This is a genomic window from Variovorax sp. KBW07 (assembly GCF_003852515.1).
GTDB lineage: Bacteria > Pseudomonadota > Gammaproteobacteria > Burkholderiales > Burkholderiaceae_C > Variovorax.
This window is the reverse complement of sequence record NZ_QAJK01000160.1, coordinates 1-17,108: the sequence shown is the minus strand read 5'-3', so window position 1 is coordinate 17,108 and position 17,108 is coordinate 1. Positions and strand designations below refer to the sequence as shown.

The following is a 17,108-nucleotide window of genomic DNA, read 5'->3' as shown; positions in this document are numbered from 1 at the left end:
GTTGGAACGAATGTACCGGAGCGGCGGCAACGGAACAGTTGACGGAACAAATGTTCCAAACAATAATTCGATGGAAACGTTAGTTCCAGAGCCAGCCAAGAGATCCCGCCGCCATGACGCATGTCTTTCACCGCCACCTTCGCCAGACCCCACCGGTTGCCGCCGGCTCCCACGGCATGTTCATTCGCGACGCCGAGGGCCGCGAATACCTCGATGCCTCGGGCGGTGCGGCCGTGTCGTCGCTCGGCCATGCGCACCCGGAGGTGCTGGCCGCCATGCATGCCCAGCTCGACCGGCTGGCCTACGCGCACACCAGCTTTTTCACCAGCGAAGTGGCCGAGCAATTGGCCGACGAACTGATCGGCTCGGCGCCCGAAGGCATGAGCCACGTGTACCTGGTGAGCGGCGGCTCCGAGGCGGTGGAGGCGGCGCTGAAGATGGCGCGCCAGTACTTCGTCGAGATCGGCCAGCCGCGGCGCACGCACTTCATCGCGCGGCGCCAGAGCTACCACGGCAACACGCTGGGCGCGCTGGCGGTGGGCGGCAACGCATGGCGGCGCGAGCCCTTCGCGCCGATCCTCGTGCCGGCCACGCACGTGTCGCCGTGCTACCCGTACCGCGAGCAGCGGGCCGACGAAAGCGCCGAGCAATACGGCCTGCGCCTGGCGGCCGAGCTCGAAGCCGCCATCGTCGCGCAGGGTGCCGACCGGGTGATCGCCTTCGTGGCCGAAACCGTCGGCGGCGCCACCGCCGGCGTGCTGACGCCGGTGCCCGGGTACTTCAAGGCGGTGCGCGCGGTGTGCGACAAGTACGGCGTGCTGCTGATCCTCGACGAGGTGATGTGCGGCATGGGCCGCACCGGCTCGCTGCATGCCTGCGAGCAGGAGGGCGTGGTGCCCGACCTCATGACCATCGCCAAGGGGCTGGGCGGCGGCTACCAGCCGGTGGGCGCGGTGCTGGCGCAGCGCAAGATCGTCGAGGCCATGTCGAAGGGCAGCGGCTTCTTCCAGCACGGCCACACCTACCTGGGCCACCCGATGGCCTGCGCCGCGGCGCTGGCGGTGCAGCAGGTGATCCGGCGCGACGCCCTCGTGGCCAAGGTGCGCGAAGACGGCGCTGCCTTCGGCGCGATGCTGCAAGAGGCGCTGGGCGTGCATCCGCATGTGGGCGACGTTCGCGGCCGTGGCTTTTTCTGGGGCATCGAGCTGGTGGCCGACCGCGCGGGCAAGGCGCCGTTCGATCCCGCGCTGAAGGTGCACGCACTCGTCAAGAAGGATGCCATGGCGCGCGGCCTGCTCTGCTACCCCTTCGGCGGCACCGTCGATGGCCGGCAGGGCGACCACGTGCTGCTCGCGCCGCCCTTCATTGCCACGCGGCAGGACCTGCGGGAAATCGCCTCCCGCCTGGCGGCCTCCGTCGATGCGGTCACGCGGGCCGCCGCGCGCTGAGCACGCTCCGATTTTTCTCGTCATTTTTCTTCAACCCGCCACCCTCCAGGAGCGCCTCCATGCCCAAGCTTCGTCCGCCGGTTTCCTTCGGTGCTGCCGCCTTCGCGGTGGCCTTCGCCCTGTTGCTGCCGCACGCGGCAGCGCAGGCCCAGGAGAACGACACGCTCGCCAAGATCAAGGCCAGCGGCGCCATCACCTTCGGCTACCGCGAGTCGTCGTTCGGCTTCTCTTACCTCGACGGCAACCTGAAGCCGGTGGGCTACAGCATCGAGATCTGCAACCGCATCGTCGAGGCGGTGAAGACCGAGCTCAAGCTGCCGGCCATCGAGATCAAGTACCAGGCCGTGACCTCGGCCAACCGCATGCCGCTGGTGCAGAACGGCACGGTCGACATCGAGTGCGGCTCCACCACCAACCTGGTCGAGCGGCAGAAGCAGGTGGCGTTTTCGCCCGACATCTTTCGCTACAACGTGCGCATGCTGGTGAAGGCCGATTCAGGCATAAAGAGCATTGCCGACCTGCAGGGCAAGACGGTGGCCACGACCAGCGGCACCACCTCGTTCCGCCTGCTGCGCGAGGCCGACCGGGGCCGAAGCCTGGAGGTGAACAACCTGGCCGGCAAGGACCACAGCGATTCGTTCTTGCTGGTGGAGACGGGCCGCGCGCAGGCCTTCGTGCTCGACGACATTTTGCTGGCCGGGCAGATTGCCAATGCGCGCAACCCGAAAGATTTCATCATCACCGGCGAGAGCCTGCGCACCGAGAACCAGTCGCTCATGTTCCGCAAGGACGACCCGGCCTTCAAGGCGCTGGTCGACCGCGTGGTGTCGGGCATGATGAAGTCGGGCGAGATGGAAAAGCTCTATGCCAAGTGGTTCATGTCGCCGATTCCGCCGAAGGGCATCAACATCAACTACCCGCTCAATGCCGAGACGAAAGAGGCGTTTGCCAACCCGTCGTCCAAGGGCATCTGACTTTTTGACTTCATGACACGCATCGCCCTGATCCACGCGCTTTCGCATTCCGTCGCGCCCATCAACGACGCCTTTGCGCGCGACTGGCCCGAGGCGCTGCGCATGAACCTGCTGGACGACAGCCTCTCGGCCGACCTGGCGCGCAACGGGCAGGGGCTCGACGCGGCAATGCACGAGCGCTTCCAGCGGCTGGCGCAGTACGCGGTGGATACCGGCGCGCAGGGCATCTTGTTCACCTGCTCGGCCTTCGGTCCGTGCATCGAGGCGGTGGCGCGGCGGCATGCGGGCATTCCGGTGCTCAAGCCCAACGAGGCGATGGTCGAGGAAGCCGTGCACGCAACACAAGCAGTGCAAGGAGCACAGGGGCAGGGCAGGCTGGGCCTGATCGCCACGTTCGCGCCCACGCTGGCGTCGATGCCGCCCGAGTTTCCGGCCGGCGTGCAGCTCGAGCTGGCCCTGGCCGAAGGCGCGCTCGATGCGTTGAACGCCGGCGACACGCAGCGGCACGACGCGTTGATCGCTGCTCAGGCCGTGGCGCTGCGCGAGCGCGGCTGCACGCGTATCGTGCTGGCCCAGTTCAGCATGGCGCGGGCAAAGGGGGCTTGCGAGCAGGCCAGCGGCCTGCCGGTGCTGACCACGGTCGACAGCGCCGTGCGCGCACTGCGCCGGCGAACCGGACAGGGTTCAGCGGGCGCCTGACGGGGCCGGGCTTTCGATGATCGAGAACAGGGCCGTCATGGCAATCTGCGCCGCGTCGCTGCGGCCCAGCATGCGCGTGAGGCCGGTCTCGCGGTCGGTGGCTTCCAGGCCCTGCGACAGGCGCCGGTAGATGTCCGACGAAGGCAGGGTGGCCGACGTGCCGAGTGCGTCGCAGTAGGTGCCGGCCAGGATGCCGGTGAGCTGTTCGCTCTGCGCGTTCGACAGCTTCATGGTGTCGCCGCCGAACACGGCCGCGATGCAGTGCAGCAGGTAGGCCTGCGTTTCGAGCGAGAACGCGTGCTGCCGCACATAGCATTCGACGGCGGCCCAGAACAGCGGGTCGGAGGTGCGGCGCCAGCTTTCCAGCACCTTGCGCGCCTTGGCCACCAGGTCGGCATGCGCGTCGCCGGGCTCGCTGGGCCGCAGCGCCAGGCCCTGCAGGGTGAGCGAGGCCTCGGGGCCGGCCGCACCCAGGATGAAGCTCCAGAATTTCCAGCGGGCGTACCACTTCTTGTCGTGCGCCGGGTCGAGCGGCTCCAGCAGCCAGAAGTCGATGCTCTGCACCGCGTCGGACCGCTGCCCGGCCACGCTGCCGTCGCCCAGGTCGAGCACCTGCATGCCCGACTCCATGCGGTCGGCGGCAATGTGGCCCTGCGCCACGATGCCGGCGCTGGTGCCCGAGCGGTCGATGTCGAGCAGGCGCTGCATCAGCTGCTGAAGCTCGTGCGCCGAGGCGCCGGTGGCCTCGGCAACGCGCTTCATGGAAGCGCGCTGCTCGGTTTCCATCTCGACGGCGTTCTTGCGGCGGTCCTTGCCGTGGTCCTGGGCCGTCGACACATGCTCTTCATGCCCATCCCCGGGGGTGAACGTTTGCATTGCAGAACTCCTTCGGGCGCGGATGAATGAATGGCCAGCTTCAAATATGTGCCAATGCGCGGCGCGCGAACATCACCTGAATACGGTATGTTGCCGGCCGCATGTGTCGATGCGTGGCCGCTACCTGAACGCGACCTGACCAGTGCCCTCGCGATAATTGCGGCTCTTTCAAGGAGTACGCGTGGACATCGTTTTGCTGGTCAAGGCCGCCATCATGGGCATCGTGGAGGGGCTGACCGAATTTCTGCCGATCTCGTCGACCGGCCACCTGATTCTTGCGGGGTCGCTGCTGGGCTTCGACGACGACAAGGCCAAGGTGTTCGACATCGCCATCCAGACCGGCGCGATCTTTGCCGTGATCCTGGTCTATTGGCAGAAGATCAAGTCGACCGTGGTCGCGCTGCCGCGGCAGCCGAAGGCGCGCCGGCTGGCGCTGAACATCTTCATCGGCTTCCTGCCGGCGGTGGTGCTGGGCCTGCTGTTCGGCAAGGTGATCAAGGCGCACCTGTTCATACCGACCGTGGTGGCAAGCACCTTCATCATCGGCGGCTTCATCATCCTGTGGGCCGAGAAGCGGCCGCCGGGCTCGGTGCGCGTCGAGCACGTGGACGACATGACGCCGTGGGACGCGCTCAAGGTGGGCCTGGTGCAGTGCTTCGCGATGATCCCGGGCACCAGCCGCAGCGGCTCGACCATCATCGGCGGCATGCTGCTGGGCCTGTCGCGCCAGGCGGCGACCGATTTCTCGTTCTTCCTGGCCATCCCGACGCTCATCGGCGCCGGCGTGTACAGCCTCTACAAGGAGCGCGCGCTGCTGTCGGTGGCCGACATTCCGCTGTTCGCGGTGGGCCTGGTGTTCTCGTTCATCAGCGCCTGGCTGTGCGTGCGCTGGCTGCTGAAGTACATCAGCACCCACAACTTCATTCCGTTCGCCTGGTACCGCATTGCCTTCGGCGTCGTGGTGCTGGCCACGGCGTGGACCGGCGTGGTGGTCTGGGCCGACTGACCGGGCCGAACCGGATGACCCGCGATCAGGCGGGTCAGGCGGGTCAGGCGCGGGCGCCCAGGATGGCGCTCGTGGCCGCGGCCTCCCGCCGCACGGCCATGGCGATCGGCCCGTCGATGGCCGGATCGAAACCGCCCGTGGCCCCCAGCGCCGTCAGCACGGCGCACACGCGGCCCGCATAGTCGTACACCGGCGCCGCCACGGCGCTGATGCCGCGCAGGTAGGTGTCTTTCACGCTGGCGCAGCGCGCCTCCCGCACCTCGCGGCGCAACTGCCCGATGGGGTCGGCCGCGTCGAGCGTGGCGCGCATGTCCGGCGTGGCGGCCGACAACTCCTGCTCCGCCAGCGCCAGCACGCGCGATTCGTCGAGCAGCCCCAGGAATGCACGGCCGGTGGCCGACCACAGGATCGACATGACCGAGCCGGCCCGCACGTTCACCGTGACGGGCAGCCCCGGCTCTTCGAAACGCACGATGGTCGGGCCCTTGTTGCCCATGACCGCGATGAAGCAGGTCACCTCCATCGATTCGCGCAGCCGGACCAGGCAGGGCTCGGACGCGCGAATGGGGTCGGCCTGCCGCATGGCCGCCAGCCCTATCTGGATGGCTTCGTTGCCCAGGTAGTAGTGCTGCGAGCCGGCGTCCTGCAGCACCAGGCCTTCTTCCATCAGGCTGGCCAGGTAGCGGTGCACCTTGGCCGGGCTTTCGCCCACGTGGGCGGAAAGCGCGGTCAGGCTGCTGCGCCCGCCCAGGTGCGCCAGCCCTTTCAGCACGGCCATGCCGGTTTCGGCGGCCTGCACGCGCTGGCGCCGCTCGCGGGGCGCCGTGGCGGGCGAGGGAGATTCGTCGGGAGAAGAAGGGGAAGGGGTCATGTCGCCTGCATGTTAGGGGCTCGAACCGGGTGCTTCGGGGCGCCGCCGCGGCAGGGTAAACCCGAAATTAGAGATTACGCAATGCGTATGATACTTACGCAATACACAACATTCGATCCGGAGACACCCCATGAAGAAGCACATCGCCAGCGGCCTCGCGGTCCTGTCCCTCGTCGTTGCCGCGAGCGCCGGCGCGCAGACCGCCCAGCCCGCCTACCCGGCCAAGCCGATCCGCTGGATCGTTCCCTACGCGGCCGGCGGCGGCTCCGACTTCCTGGCGCGCACCGTTGCCCAGACGCTGTCCACCCAGGTCGCGCAGCCGGTGCTGGTCGACAACAAGCCGGGCGGCAACACCGCGCTGGCCGCCGCCGAAACCGCGCGTTCGCCGGCCGATGGCTACACCGTGCTGTCGGCCGACAACGGCACGCTGGTCTTCAACCCCGCGCTCTACAAGTCGCTCAGCTACAGCCCCACCAAGGACCTGGCGCCCGTCACGCTGATGGGCAAGTTCCCGATGATCCTGGTGGTCGGCACCAACTCCGGCTTTGCCACGGCCAAGGACTTCATCGCCAAGGCGAAGGCCAAGCCGGGCGGCATCAACTACGCCTCGGCCGGAGCGGGCAGCCCGCACCACCTGGCGATGGAACTGCTGAAGGTGGAGGCGGGCCTGTTCATGGTCCACGTGCCGTACCGCGGCGCGGCGCCGGCCCTGGCCGACGTGGTGGGCGGCCAGCTGCCGGCCATGATGGTCGACCTGGCGGCGGGCGCCGGCTTCATCAAGGGCAACAAGGTGCGCGCGCTGGCGGTGGCCAACCCCACGCGCCTGCCGCAACTGCCCGACGTGCCGACCTTCGCCGAGCTGGGCTACAAGAACGTCGAGGCCGCCGCGCTGGTCGGCGTGGTGGTGCCCTCGGCCACGTCGCCGGAGGTGGTGAACACGCTCAACCGCCAGATCGTTGCGGCCATCAACGAGCCCTCGGTGCGCACGCGCATGGTCGACTTCGGCGTGGAGCCCGTGGGCAACACGCCCGCGCAATACGCCGAGTTGCTGAAGAACGAAACCACGCGCTGGCACAAGCTGATCCGCGACCTGAAGATCACGCTCGACTGACCCTGATCGCCCTGACTGCCATGTCCGATACCGCCACCCCTTCGCGCACTTCCGGCTGCCCCGTCGCGCACGGGCCGCTCTCCGCCGAGCGCACGCCCACCGGTTGCCCGGTGAGCCAGCGTGCCGCCGGCTTCGACCCCTTCGAGGACGGCTACCAGCAAGACCCGCCCGAGTACGTGCGCTGGGCGCGCGAGCAGGAGCCGATCTTCTACAGCCCGAAGCTGGGCTACTGGGTGATCACGCGGTATGCCGACATCAAGGCGGTGTTTCGCGACAACATCACCTTCAGCCCGTCGAACGCGCTGGAGAAGATCACGCCCACCGGCGACGAAGCCAACGCCGTGCTCGCAAGCTACGGCTTTGCGCTGAACCGCACGCTGGTGAACGAAGACGAACCGGCCCACATGCCGCGCCGCCGCGCGCTGATGGACCCGTTCACGCCCGAAGAGCTCAAGCACCACGAGCCGATGGTGCGCGAGCTGGCCCGCGCGTATGTCGACCGCTTCATCGACGACGGCAAGGCCGACCTCGTCGACCAGATGCTGTGGGAAATTCCACTCACCGTGGCGCTGCATTTTCTCGGCGTGCCCGAGGAAGACATGGACACGCTGCGCAAGTACTCCATTGCGCACACCGTCAACACCTGGGGCCGTCCCAAGCCCGAAGAGCAGGTGGCCGTGGCGCACGCCGTCGGCAACTTCTGGCAGTACGCCGGCAAGGTGCTCGACAAGATGCGGCAAGACCCCGACGCGCCCGGCTGGATGCAGTACGGCATCCGCAAGCAGATGCTGCAGCCCGACGTGGTGACCGATTCGTACCTGCACTCGATGATGATGGCCGGCATCGTGGCCGCGCACGAGACCACCGCCAATGCCACCGCCAACGCGATGAAGCTGCTGCTGCAGCACCCGCAGGTGTGGCGCGAGCTGTGCGAAGACCCGGGGCTCATTCCCAACGCCGTTGAAGAGTGCCTGCGCCACAACGGCTCGGTGGCCGCATGGCGCCGGCTCGTGACCACCGACACGCAGGTGGGCGGCGTCGACCTGCCGGCCGGCTCGCGGCTGCTGATCGTCACCTCGTCGGCCAACCACGACGAAGGGCACTTTGCCGATGCCGACCTGTTCGACATTCGCCGCGACAACGCCAGCGACCACCTGACCTTCGGCTACGGGTCGCACCAGTGCATGGGCAAGAACCTGGCGCGCATGGAAATGCAGATCTTCCTGGAGGAGTTCACGCGGCGCCTGCCGCACATGCGCCTGTCGGAACAGCGCTTCAGCTACGTGCCCAACACCTCGTTCCGCGGGCCCGAGCACCTGTGGGTCGAGTGGGACCCGGCGGCCAACCCCGAGCGCGACAACCCGGGCCTGCGCGACGTGCAGGTGCCCGTGCGCATCGGCGAGCCGTCGCGCCACGCCATTGCGCGGCCGGTGCGGGTCGAGCGCGTGACGCCGGTGGCCGAAGGCATCGTCAGGCTGCGCCTGGTGTCGCCCGACGGCAAGCCGCTGCCGCGCTGGACGCCGGGCTCGCACATCGACGTGGAATGCGGCACGCCCGAGCTGTCGCGCCAGTACTCGCTGTGCGGCGACCCCGACGAAGCGGGCGTGCTCGAAATCGCGGTGCTGCACGAGCCCGAAGGGCGGGGTGGCTCGGCCTGGGTGCATGCCAATGCGAAGGTGGGCGACAGGCTGCGCATTCGCGGCCCGCGCAATCACTTCAGGCTCGACGAGTCGCTGAAGAAAGCCATCTTCATCGCCGGCGGCATCGGCATCACGCCGGTGAGCGCGATGGCACGCCGCGCCAAGGCACTGGGCATGGACTACGAACTGCACTACAGCGGACGCAGCCGCGCGAGCATGGCGCTGCTCGACGAACTGGCCGCGCTGCACGGCGACCGCCTGCACGTGCATGCGGGCGACGAGGGCAAGCGCAACGACCTGCAGGCCTTGCTCGGCCAGCCGGTGCCCGGTGCGCAGGTGTATGCCTGCGGCCCGCTGCGCATGCTCGAGGCACTGGAGGCCTGCTGCGCGGCATGGCCCGAAGGCGCCTTGCGCGTCGAGCATTTCGAATCGACCCTGGCGACGCTCGATCCGTCGAAGGAGCAGGCCTTCGAGGTGGAACTGAAAGACTCCGGCCTCGTCGTCACCGTGCCGCCCGACCAGACATTGCTGTCGGCATTGCGCGCCGCGAACGTCGATGTGCAGAGCGACTGCGAGGAAGGCCTGTGCGGTTCGTGCGAAGTGCGCGTGCTGTCGGGCAAGGTCGACCACCGAGATGTGGTGCTGACGCGCATGGAGCGCGATGCCAACAGCAAGATGATGGCCTGCTGTTCACGCGCCTGCGAAGGCGGGCGGCTGGTGCTCGAGCTCTAGCCAAGGTCCCGGGGGCGGCTTCCTTTTCTTGCCGGCTACCGGCAATCGCTCTGCCGCAGCAAGGCCGGAACCTCGCTGCGGCCGATGCCGAGATCGCACAGGTCGCGCTCACTCATGCCGACGAGTTGCGATGCATCGACGCGCATGCGGCGGCGCTGTGCCGCTCGATGGCGCCAGCCGCGAAAGGCACTGATGAAGCGCTGGTAGAAAAACAGGATCGTCGGCGTGGTCACGATGGACTCCCGGGTGCGGGATGCCTATCTTCCGGCGATGCGTGTTACCGTGGAAGTTGAGATTCCTGACCTTCCGATCAGCATTTCTGATGCGCCAGCTCAACCTCGACCAACTACGCACGTTGATCGCCATCGTCGACCTCGGCAGCTTCGCCGCCGCGGCGAAGGCGTTGCATCTTGCGCAACCCACCGTGAGCCTGCACATCAGCGAACTGGAGTCGCGACTGGATGCGCCGCTCGTGGTTCGCGGCAACCGGCGCATCACGCCCACGGCCGCGGGTGCGGTGCTGGTCGAGGGAGGGCGCAAGCTGCTGCGCGATGCCGATGAAGTCGTCGAGGCGACGCGGCGGCGCAGCGAGGGGCGCACCGGCCGGGTTCGCTTGAGCGCTTCGACCGGCGTGGTTGTCGACATGCTCACGCAGGTGCTCGAAGCGCTTGAAGCCAAGCATTCGGACATCGAGGTAGAGGTCAGCATTCTCGTCACGAGCGAAGCCGTTGCACGGCTCGCCGCCGGCACGCTGGACATCGGGTTGGTGGCAATGCCGCCGCCCGTGGCGCCCGGCCTGGTCATCACGCCATGGCGCGAGCAGCAGTTGGTGGCCTTCGTGCCGCAACGCTGGAAAGCGCCGAAGCGCATCACGCCTGCGTGGCTGGCCGAGAAGCCGCTGATCTTCAACGAAGCCAACACCCACATGCATCGGCTCACCGTGGAGTGGTTCGCCGCGGCCGGCTTCGCGCCGCGCGCGCGGCTTGAACTCAACTACGACGCGGCGATACGCAGCCTGGTCGCGGCCGGCTATGGTGCCGCCGTGTTGCCGCTGCAGTCGAACCCGGAGGCCGTGCCGAACGAACGCGTTCAGGTGCTGCCGCTGATGCCCAAACTTGCCTGGCGGCTCGGCATGGCGCACAGGCCGCGCGCCATGCTCGATGGCGCGACGCTGAACGTGCTGGACGTTCTCACGGGCTTCGGGCGGGGCTGAGGGCTCGGTCCAGCGAGCAGCACGCAAACGAAGCGGCGAATGGGCGGTCAGGCCGCCGGAGCGAGCGGCACGCGCAGCGCCACGTGCGTGTCGCCCGGCCGGGAGTCGAGTTGCAGCTCGGCGCCGAGCCGCCGTGCCCGGGCGCGCAGGCTTCGAAGGCCCGTGCCGGCCGCCTTGCCGCCCGCTTCGTCCACGACAAAGCCGCGCCCGTCGTCGCGCACGCTGAGGTGCAGTTCGTGGCCCGCGCGCTGCACCGCCACGTCGACGCGCTGGCTGGCGCTGTGCTTCAGCACGTTCGTCAGCGCCTCCTGCAGAAAGCGCAACAACTCCAGGCTGTGCGAGGGCGGCAGCTCGAGCGTGTCGATGCCCGACACCTGCCAGCGGCAGTCGATGCCGTTGGCGTCCAGCAACTGCGAGATGCGGTGGCGCAGCGGCACCAGCAGCTCGCCGAAGGCCCGCGCGCCATCGCCATCGCCTTCGCCACGCCCGGTGGCGTCGATGATCAGCCGCAGGTCGTCACGCAGGCTCTTGAGCATGGCAAGCAGTTGCGGGGCCGTCAGCTCTTCGGGCCGGCGCTCCAGCGTCGCGATGCTGCCGACCAGCATGCCGCCGAGCCCGTCGTGCAGGTCGCTCACCAGGTTGACGCGCTCGCCGATGCGCGCATGCGTCAGCTCCAGCGCATGCTGCTGCGCGAGCGTGGCGGCCAGCTCGGCCTTGGCGGCGTTCACTTCCTCGATCAGCTCGTTGTTGAAGTTCTCGATGCGCTTCAGGCTCTGCACGAAGCGCGCGGCCTGCGTCAGGGCCATGCCGAGCAGCAGCACGTAGGACGACATGGTCGTGTAGTAGGTGTTGCTGTCGATCACCTGCGTGAACACCAGCAGGTCGTGCCCCGCCGTCAGGGCCGACACCGCCATGAAGGGCGCAAGCGAGCGCATCGGGCTGTCGCGATGGCGCAGCGCATGCACGATCGAGCTGCTGTTCACCACGATCACCGTGAGGCCCCCCACCAGTGTCCAGATGGCGCGGTGCGCGGTCAGGTCGGGGCCGCTTGCGATCCACAGGTCGACCACGCCGGCCGCGGCAACCAGAAGCGCCACAGCCTCCAGGCGCGGCATGCGCCGCTGGCAGAAGCGCAGCGCAAACACGATGTAGGCCACGCCGAAGAGCAACAGCAGCGTGGTGTTCATCGCCTGCCAGCTGTGGTTGCTGGCAAAGGGCCACGGGCTGGTGGCGATCTGGTTGTAGCCGAACAGCAGCCACAGCACCGACATGGCCGCGAACCAGCCGTAGGCGGTTTCGCGGCGGCGCAGCAGCCACAGCGCCGCGAAGAAGGCCGAGACCGCCGCGCTCACCGCCAGGCCCAGCACCTGCAGGTCGCGTCGCACGATGCGTTCGCGATCGAACTCGGCCTGCATTGCCGCCGGCGTGCCCAGGCTGACCGGCCCCAGCCCCGCCTGGTAGGCGAACAGGCCCGACACGCGCACCAGCAGCGTGTTGCGGCCGGGCTTGAGCAGTGGCGGCGCCAGCAGCCAGTAGCGCGGCGTGTTCCAGGCGCGCGTGAGCGGCTCCACCAGGCTGTCGTCGCGCGAAATCGGCACGCCATTGAGCGACACCTCGCCGGCCATGTTCAGGTAGTGCAGCAGCAGGCCCGATTCGGCCATTTGCGCCGGCTGCTCCCAGGTGAGCCTGTACCAGACCACGCCGTCGAAGTCGGGCCAGCGCGTGGCCCAGCTGTCGGGCAGCGAGACCGGCACCCAGCCTTCGGCGGGCGGCGCGGTGTCGTTCCAGCCAGTGCCGCGCACGGCTTCCACATGCAGTTCAGGCGCGGTGGCTTGCGCACGCGCCGTGCCGGCGGCAAGAAGAAAAAAGAAGAGAAAGAAGAGAACGAAGAAGCAGGCGCCGGTCAGCGCAGCAAGCCGTGCCTTCGGCCCTGGAACACGGCCTCGGTGCGCGAGTTGACGGCCAGCTTGCGGTAGATGTTCTTGGTATGGCATTCGACGGTCAGCCTGGAAATCGACAGCGTCTCGGCCATGTCGCGGTTGCTCAGCCCTTGCGCCACCAGTTCGAGAATCTTGCGTTCGCGTGGCGTCAGGGCCGCGGCCGGTGCCGAAGCGGGCACGGCGCCGGCTTCGTCCGGCAACTCCGTGGCTGCGCTCGCCGGGACCTGCGCGGCCGCCAGCCACGCGATGATGCGGCGCGCAATGGACGGGTCGATCGACGCGCCCCCCTGCTCGATGCTGCGCAGCGCGATGCTCAGCTCGAGGTCGTCGCGCTCCTTGAGCAGGTAGCCGATGGCGCCCGCGCGCAGTGCCGCAAAAATGATCTCCTCGGTCCGCCAGGCCGAGATCACCACCGCCGGAATGCCGGGGCGGCGGCTCTGCAGCCAGCTGATCAGCTCCACGCCGCTGCCATCGGGCAGGCCGATGTCGACCAGCACCACGCCGTAGTGATGTTCTTCCAGCAGCAGCTTGGCGCCGGCCACGCTGTCCGCCACGGCAATCAGATGGTCGTCGCAGCCGAGTGTCGACAGCACGTAGCGCAGGCGTTCCTGCATTGCCGGATCGTCCTCGACCACGAGCGCGGGACTGAGCGAAACAGGGTCAGCGTCTTCGATCTGGAGAAGGGACATGTGTCGGCATTTTGAGTCGGTCGGTCCAGGCGCTTGGGACGTTTCTACTTATTTTCAGTGATTGTTGCCGGTTATTGCCAGTTGTGTCTTTGATTGCCACATTTGCAAACTGGAGGCTCCCCGCCGAATGAACAAAAACTATCGGCCTGTGTGGAATGGTCGCGCTTCAGACCGGCTTCGATGCGCTGAAACCGCGCGTTCGCGGGGTCAGGCGGTGGTTGGCGTGGTCGGCTTGGTCGTCGGCGCCGAAGCGGGCCGGCACATGATTTCGTACACCGAGTTCGTGACCGGCTCCAGGTGGCGGGGCCCGCGCCGGAAGCCCATGCGCTCGTAGAACGGCACGCTGGGCGGCGTGAAGGTTTCCAGGTAGCACGGCACGCCCGCCGCATCGGCTTCGGCCAGCGTGGGCGCCAGCAGCCGCGCGCCCAGGCCGCGGCCCTGCATGGCCGGCGAGATGCCGAGGATCGACAGGTACCAGGCCTGCGCCGGCACGGCAGCGCTCGCGTGCGGGCCCATGAAGCCGACGATGCGGTGGTAGTTGTCGTGGCCGCGCGGGCCCAGCGTGCGCGCCAGGAACGCGTTCTTGGCCACCGACTCCTGCGCATCCACCTGTGCGGTGCGCGGCAGTAGCCATGCCGCCGCGCCCAGTTCGCGGTCTTCCGGTGTCTCGCAGCGCCCGGTGCGCCGGGCCTCGGCCAGCGAGTACGCGAAGTACGCCGCCAGGACCGCCTTGCGGGCCGGCAGGTCGTTCTCGAAATCGACGGAAATTGCCAGGTAGAACGGATCGACGATCAGTGCGTCGGCCAGGGCGGGCGTGGACAGGGAATCGGGCAAAAGCATGCGGCTTGGCGGGATCTTTTTCTGGATGACCCGCGCGATTCTAGGGAGGCCCTGTGGTCCCCGCCTCTGCCCTGCCTTTGCCTCTGTTTCCGCTCAGTCCAGCGTAACGCCGCCGCTCAGGTTCAGCACCGCGCCGGTCATTGCGCCCGCTCCGTCGGAGGCCGCAAAAACCGCTGCCGCCGCCATCTGCTCGAGCGAGGGCAGCCGCGCCACCAGCAGGCCGGCCGGCTTGGCCGCCAGCATCTGCTCGACCGTGAGCCCCATGCTTTCGGCGACGGGGCGGAACACCGCGTGGCTGTGCGAGCCGCCTGCCGCCGCCTCGGGAATGGCGTGCGAGCGGATGCACACGGTGCGGATGTTGAAGGCCGCCAGTTCGCCGGCCATGTGGCGCGACAGCGCCTCCACGCCCGCGCAGGCCACCGCATGGCCCAGGTAGCCCGGCCCCGGCAGGCGCGAAGCCGGCGTCGACACCGAGAGGATCACGCCGCCGCCGCGCTTCGCCATGTGTGGCGCCACCGCTTTCGCGGTGAGGAACGGGCTGCGCGTGTAGGCATGCACGGGCACAAAGTAGTCTTCCAGCGGCAGCACCGACAGCGGCGTGCCCTGCACGTGCATCACGCCGATGGCGTTCAGCGCAATGTCGATGCCGCCCGCGCGCTCGGCAACTTCGTTGGCGTGGCGCAGCATTACTTCTTCGTCGAGCGCATCGACCACGGCCACTTCGGCCCGGCCGCCCGAGGCCGTGATGTCTTTCGCCACCGCATCGAGCCTGGCGCGCGTGCGGCCGGTGATGAACACCCTGGCGCCTTCCGCCGCGAAGGCACGGGCCACCGCGCCGCCGATGGCGCCACCGCCGCCGTGGATCACGGCGCAGCGGCCGTCGAGTGAATGGGGCATGAAACTCTCCTGGGTTGGGCACCCGCGAGATGCGGGTGTTCGAACCAAGGACGCGCGGCGGCGGCGCGATCCGACAACGCCGCCGGATTTTTTCTTCGCAATTGTTCTTTTTTCAGACCTGCGGGATGCGCGCCGGAATCACGCCCGGGTCGTACCAGGTGACGGGCCGGATCTCGAACACGCCCGTCTCGAAGGCCAGCCGGTGCGCGGCCTGCGTGGCTTCTTCGATCGTCTCGCACTCGACGATGTAGATGCCCATCAGCTGTTCCTTGGTTTCGGCGAACGGCCCGTCGGTCACCAGCGGGTGGGTGTCGCCGGCGCGGCGCACCGTGGTGGCCGTGTCGGGCATCAGCCGCAGCACCATGCCGAGCCGCCCCTGCGCCTGCAGGTCTTCGCGCAGGTCGGTGTGGCGCTCGAGCATGTCTTCTTCGACACCGGGCTCCCACGCGGCCACCGCGGATTCGGAACCGTAGATCAGGATGGAATAGAGCATGTCTGTCTTTCTTTCTTGCTTTGGCTGGGTCGTGGGAAAGGGGAGATGGCGATCAGGTGACTCCGGTGTTGGCGGTGGCCGCAATGCGGTCGAGCATCGCGCGAATGTGCGCGGCCTCCGCGGCAGTGCGGGCCAGTGCCAGCGCGCTGGCAAAGGCGGCCTGCGCTTCTTCCGCGCGGCCAAGCTGCATCAGCAATGCACCCTTCAGCCCGTGAAAGTGAAAGTAGCCCGCCAGCGCATCGCCCAGCGGTTCGACCAGCGACAGCGCCGCTTGGGGTCCGCGCAGCTTGCTCACCGCCACCGCCCGGTTCAGCGTGACGACCGGCGATGGCTGCACGGCTTCGAGCGCGGCATAGAGCCGGTCGATCTCTGTCCAGTTGGTGTCGGCGGCGCGAGCGGCCTGCGCATGCGTGGCCGCAATGGCCGCCTGCAACTGATAGGGGCCGGGCCGTCGCTGCCGCAACGCGCCTTCGACCAGCGCCAGGCCTTCGGCGATGCGCTCGGGGTTCCACAGCGAGCGGTCCTGGTCTTCGAGCAGCACGACCATGCCGTCGGCATCGAGCCGCGCGTCGGCGCGCGCGTGCTGCAGCAGGAGCAGGGCGGCCAGGCCCATCAGCTCGGGCTCGTCGGGGAACAGCGCCAGCAGCAAGCGCGCGAGCCGTATCGCTTCGTCGCACAACGCGGTGCGCACGTGCGCGGCACCGCCGCTGGCCGCATAGCCTTCGTTGAACAGCAGGTAGACGGTGGTGCACACGGCCGCCAGCCGTTCATCGCGTTCGCGCCGGCCCGGCGTATCGAACGGAATGCCGGCAGTGGCCACGCGTTTCCGCGCCCGCGTGATGCGTTGTTCCATCGCGCTTTCGCCGACCAGGAAGGCCCGCGCAATCTCCTGCACCGACAGCCCGCAGACGATGCGCAGCGCCAGCGCAATCTGCTGTGTCAGCGGCAGCTCGGGGTGGCAGCAGACGAACAGCAGCCGCAGCACGTCGTCGCGGTAGCGCGCTTGGTCGAGCTGCTCGACGAGGCGGGCCTCGGTGTCTTCGAGGTCGCTAACCAGGCCGCTACCGGCGTCGTCATCGGGCAGCGATTCATGCAGGTTGCGGCGCCGCACTTCGTCCAGCGCCGCGTTGCGCCCCACGAAGATGAGCCAGGCCAGCGGGTCGCGCGGCGGGCCGTTGCCGGGCCAGTGCTGCAGGGCGCGCAGGCAGGCTTCCTGGAACGCTTCCTCGGCGGTGTCCAGGTCACGAAAGTAGCGCAGCAGCGCCGCCACGGCGCGGGGGCGCGAAGCGGTCAGCGTGGCGGCAATCCAGTCGGTATCGGCAATGTCGGGCATGAGGCCGGGCGGCATCCTTCGTTGTCTTTGCCAAGGACGAACGAGTATGCGTCGTACCGACATGTCCGGCAAAAAAGTCTGCGCGTTGTTGGTGTATTGACCGACTGCGGTGGTGCGGTGTCCTGGCTTCTTCGGGACTGTTTCTCTTGACGCAGGTAGGCTCGTTCTGCTGAGCGTGTGGGGCTCGGTGGGGGCGCTGTCGTTCGGTTCATTCAGGGCGACGCCCACGCCGACGGTGTGCTCTGCTCCGCGAATGTCCCCCGCTTCGCTCCTCCTTTATTTCGCTGCGCAGAGCACACCATCCGCGTGAGCGTCATCAGAGTGGTCGTTGATCAGCGGTACACCA

16 protein-coding genes are annotated in these 17,108 nt (G+C 68.2%); 7 read left to right on the top strand and 9 right to left on the bottom strand.

All coding sequences use genetic code 11. From position 1 onward, the window contains the following. The first annotated feature begins 113 nt into the window (after positions 1 to 113). Genes DBV14_RS28380 through DBV14_RS28370 form a run of 3 tightly spaced genes read left to right on the top strand, consistent with a single transcriptional unit; the run spans position 114 to position 3,121 of the window. Entirely contained in the window at positions 114 to 1,448 is a 1,335-nt protein-coding gene (locus tag DBV14_RS28380; protein ID WP_124464473.1) for an aspartate aminotransferase family protein, read from the top strand. 59 nt (positions 1,449 to 1,507) lie between these two features. Then, entirely contained in the window at positions 1,508 to 2,422 is a 915-nt protein-coding gene (locus tag DBV14_RS28375; RefSeq protein ID WP_124464471.1) for an amino acid ABC transporter substrate-binding protein, read from the top strand. Positions 2,423 to 2,434: 12 nt separating this feature from the next. Then, positions 2,435 to 3,121 carry an aspartate/glutamate racemase family protein gene (locus tag DBV14_RS28370; RefSeq protein WP_124464469.1) on the top strand — a complete coding sequence of 229 codons (687 nt, stop codon included), beginning with the start codon at positions 2,435 to 2,437 and terminating at the stop codon, positions 3,119 to 3,121. On the opposite strand, the gene DBV14_RS28365 is transcribed toward DBV14_RS28370, so the two are convergent. Further along, the gene (locus DBV14_RS28365; RefSeq protein WP_124464467.1) at positions 3,107 to 3,997 is read right to left on the bottom strand and encodes a hypothetical protein; all 891 of its coding nucleotides are present in this window, start codon (positions 3,995 to 3,997) and stop codon (positions 3,107 to 3,109) included. The two genes, DBV14_RS28370 and DBV14_RS28365, sit on opposite strands and share 15 nt — an antisense overlap. 181 nt (positions 3,998 to 4,178) lie before the next feature. Between DBV14_RS28365 and DBV14_RS28360 the strand changes: the two genes are divergently transcribed. Further along, positions 4,179 to 5,003, top strand: coding sequence for an undecaprenyl-diphosphate phosphatase (locus DBV14_RS28360; protein WP_124464466.1), 825 nt, complete (start codon positions 4,179 to 4,181; stop codon positions 5,001 to 5,003). A 43-nt stretch (positions 5,004 to 5,046) separates the two neighbouring features. Here DBV14_RS28360 and DBV14_RS28355 read toward each other — a convergent pair whose 3' ends face one another. Next, positions 5,047 to 5,874 (bottom strand): IclR family transcriptional regulator, encoded by an 828-nt coding sequence (locus DBV14_RS28355; protein WP_124464464.1) that lies wholly within the window; start codon positions 5,872 to 5,874, stop codon positions 5,047 to 5,049. Between the two features lie 130 nt (positions 5,875 to 6,004). On the opposite strand from DBV14_RS28355, the gene DBV14_RS28350 reads away from it, so the two are divergent. Next, positions 6,005 to 6,985 carry a tripartite tricarboxylate transporter substrate binding protein gene (locus tag DBV14_RS28350; RefSeq protein ID WP_124464461.1) on the top strand — a complete coding sequence of 327 codons (981 nt, stop codon included), beginning with the start codon at positions 6,005 to 6,007 and terminating at the stop codon, positions 6,983 to 6,985. Positions 6,986 to 7,005: 20 nt separating this feature from the next. Beyond that, positions 7,006 to 9,357, top strand: coding sequence for a cytochrome P450/oxidoreductase (locus tag DBV14_RS28345; RefSeq protein WP_124464459.1), 2,352 nt, complete (start codon positions 7,006 to 7,008; stop codon positions 9,355 to 9,357). Between the two features lie 35 nt (positions 9,358 to 9,392). On the opposite strand, the gene DBV14_RS28340 is transcribed toward DBV14_RS28345, so the two are convergent. After that, positions 9,393 to 9,590 (bottom strand): DUF1127 domain-containing protein, encoded by a 198-nt coding sequence (locus DBV14_RS28340; protein ID WP_124464457.1) that lies wholly within the window; start codon positions 9,588 to 9,590, stop codon positions 9,393 to 9,395. 89 nt (positions 9,591 to 9,679) lie between these two features. Between DBV14_RS28340 and DBV14_RS28335 the strand changes: the two genes are divergently transcribed. Continuing rightward, positions 9,680 to 10,570, top strand: a complete 891-nt coding sequence (locus tag DBV14_RS28335; protein WP_124464455.1) for a LysR family transcriptional regulator — start codon at positions 9,680 to 9,682, stop codon at positions 10,568 to 10,570. 47 nt (positions 10,571 to 10,617) lie between these two features. On the opposite strand, the gene DBV14_RS28330 is transcribed toward DBV14_RS28335, so the two are convergent. From DBV14_RS28330 to DBV14_RS28305, 6 genes are all read right to left on the bottom strand, one after another. Continuing rightward, a complete protein-coding gene (locus DBV14_RS28330; protein WP_124464452.1) occupies positions 10,618 to 12,564 on the bottom strand; it encodes an ATP-binding protein in 1,947 nt (648 codons plus the stop codon). After that, positions 12,474 to 13,199 (bottom strand): response regulator transcription factor, encoded by a 726-nt coding sequence (locus DBV14_RS28325; protein WP_124464450.1) that lies wholly within the window; start codon positions 13,197 to 13,199, stop codon positions 12,474 to 12,476. The genes DBV14_RS28330 and DBV14_RS28325 overlap by 91 nt, the downstream gene beginning before the upstream one ends. Before the next feature lie 207 nt (positions 13,200 to 13,406). Then, positions 13,407 to 14,039, bottom strand: a complete 633-nt coding sequence (locus DBV14_RS28320; protein WP_124464448.1) for a GNAT family N-acetyltransferase — start codon at positions 14,037 to 14,039, stop codon at positions 13,407 to 13,409. Positions 14,040 to 14,132: 93 nt separating this feature from the next. Further along, positions 14,133 to 14,936 (bottom strand): SDR family NAD(P)-dependent oxidoreductase, encoded by an 804-nt coding sequence (locus tag DBV14_RS28315; RefSeq protein ID WP_124464446.1) that lies wholly within the window; start codon positions 14,934 to 14,936, stop codon positions 14,133 to 14,135. A gap of 112 nt (positions 14,937 to 15,048) precedes the next feature. After that, on the bottom strand, positions 15,049 to 15,429 hold the full coding sequence (locus DBV14_RS28310; RefSeq protein ID WP_124464444.1) for a YciI family protein: 381 nt from the start codon (positions 15,427 to 15,429) through the stop codon (positions 15,049 to 15,051). Positions 15,430 to 15,481: 52 nt separating this feature from the next. Beyond that, a complete protein-coding gene (locus tag DBV14_RS28305; RefSeq protein WP_124464496.1) occupies positions 15,482 to 16,762 on the bottom strand; it encodes an RNA polymerase sigma factor in 1,281 nt (426 codons plus the stop codon). Positions 16,763 to 17,108 lie beyond the last annotated feature (346 nt).

Coding starts and splice junctions, on each gene's coding strand:
- DBV14_RS28315 (WP_124464446.1), bottom strand. CDS start 14,936: ATGCCCCATTCACTCGACGGCCGCTGCGCCGTGATCCACGGCGGCGGT.
- DBV14_RS28310 (WP_124464444.1), bottom strand. CDS start 15,429: ATGCTCTATTCCATCCTGATCTACGGTTCCGAATCCGCGGTGGCCGCG.
- DBV14_RS28325 (WP_124464450.1), bottom strand. CDS start 13,199: ATGTCCCTTCTCCAGATCGAAGACGCTGACCCTGTTTCGCTCAGTCCC.
- DBV14_RS28335 (WP_124464455.1), top strand. CDS start 9,680: ATGCGCCAGCTCAACCTCGACCAACTACGCACGTTGATCGCCATCGTC.
- DBV14_RS28320 (WP_124464448.1), bottom strand. CDS start 14,039: ATGCTTTTGCCCGATTCCCTGTCCACGCCCGCCCTGGCCGACGCACTG.
- DBV14_RS28355 (WP_124464464.1), bottom strand. CDS start 5,874: ATGACCCCTTCCCCTTCTTCTCCCGACGAATCTCCCTCGCCCGCCACG.
- DBV14_RS28365 (WP_124464467.1), bottom strand. CDS start 3,997: ATGCAAACGTTCACCCCCGGGGATGGGCATGAAGAGCATGTGTCGACG.
- DBV14_RS28330 (WP_124464452.1), bottom strand. CDS start 12,564: ATGCCATACCAAGAACATCTACCGCAAGCTGGCCGTCAACTCGCGCAC.
- DBV14_RS28345 (WP_124464459.1), top strand. CDS start 7,006: ATGTCCGATACCGCCACCCCTTCGCGCACTTCCGGCTGCCCCGTCGCG.
- DBV14_RS28350 (WP_124464461.1), top strand. CDS start 6,005: ATGAAGAAGCACATCGCCAGCGGCCTCGCGGTCCTGTCCCTCGTCGTT.
- DBV14_RS28380 (WP_124464473.1), top strand. CDS start 114: ATGACGCATGTCTTTCACCGCCACCTTCGCCAGACCCCACCGGTTGCC.
- DBV14_RS28305 (WP_124464496.1), bottom strand. CDS start 16,762: ATGCCCGACATTGCCGATACCGACTGGATTGCCGCCACGCTGACCGCT.
- DBV14_RS28370 (WP_124464469.1), top strand. CDS start 2,435: ATGACACGCATCGCCCTGATCCACGCGCTTTCGCATTCCGTCGCGCCC.
- DBV14_RS28375 (WP_124464471.1), top strand. CDS start 1,508: ATGCCCAAGCTTCGTCCGCCGGTTTCCTTCGGTGCTGCCGCCTTCGCG.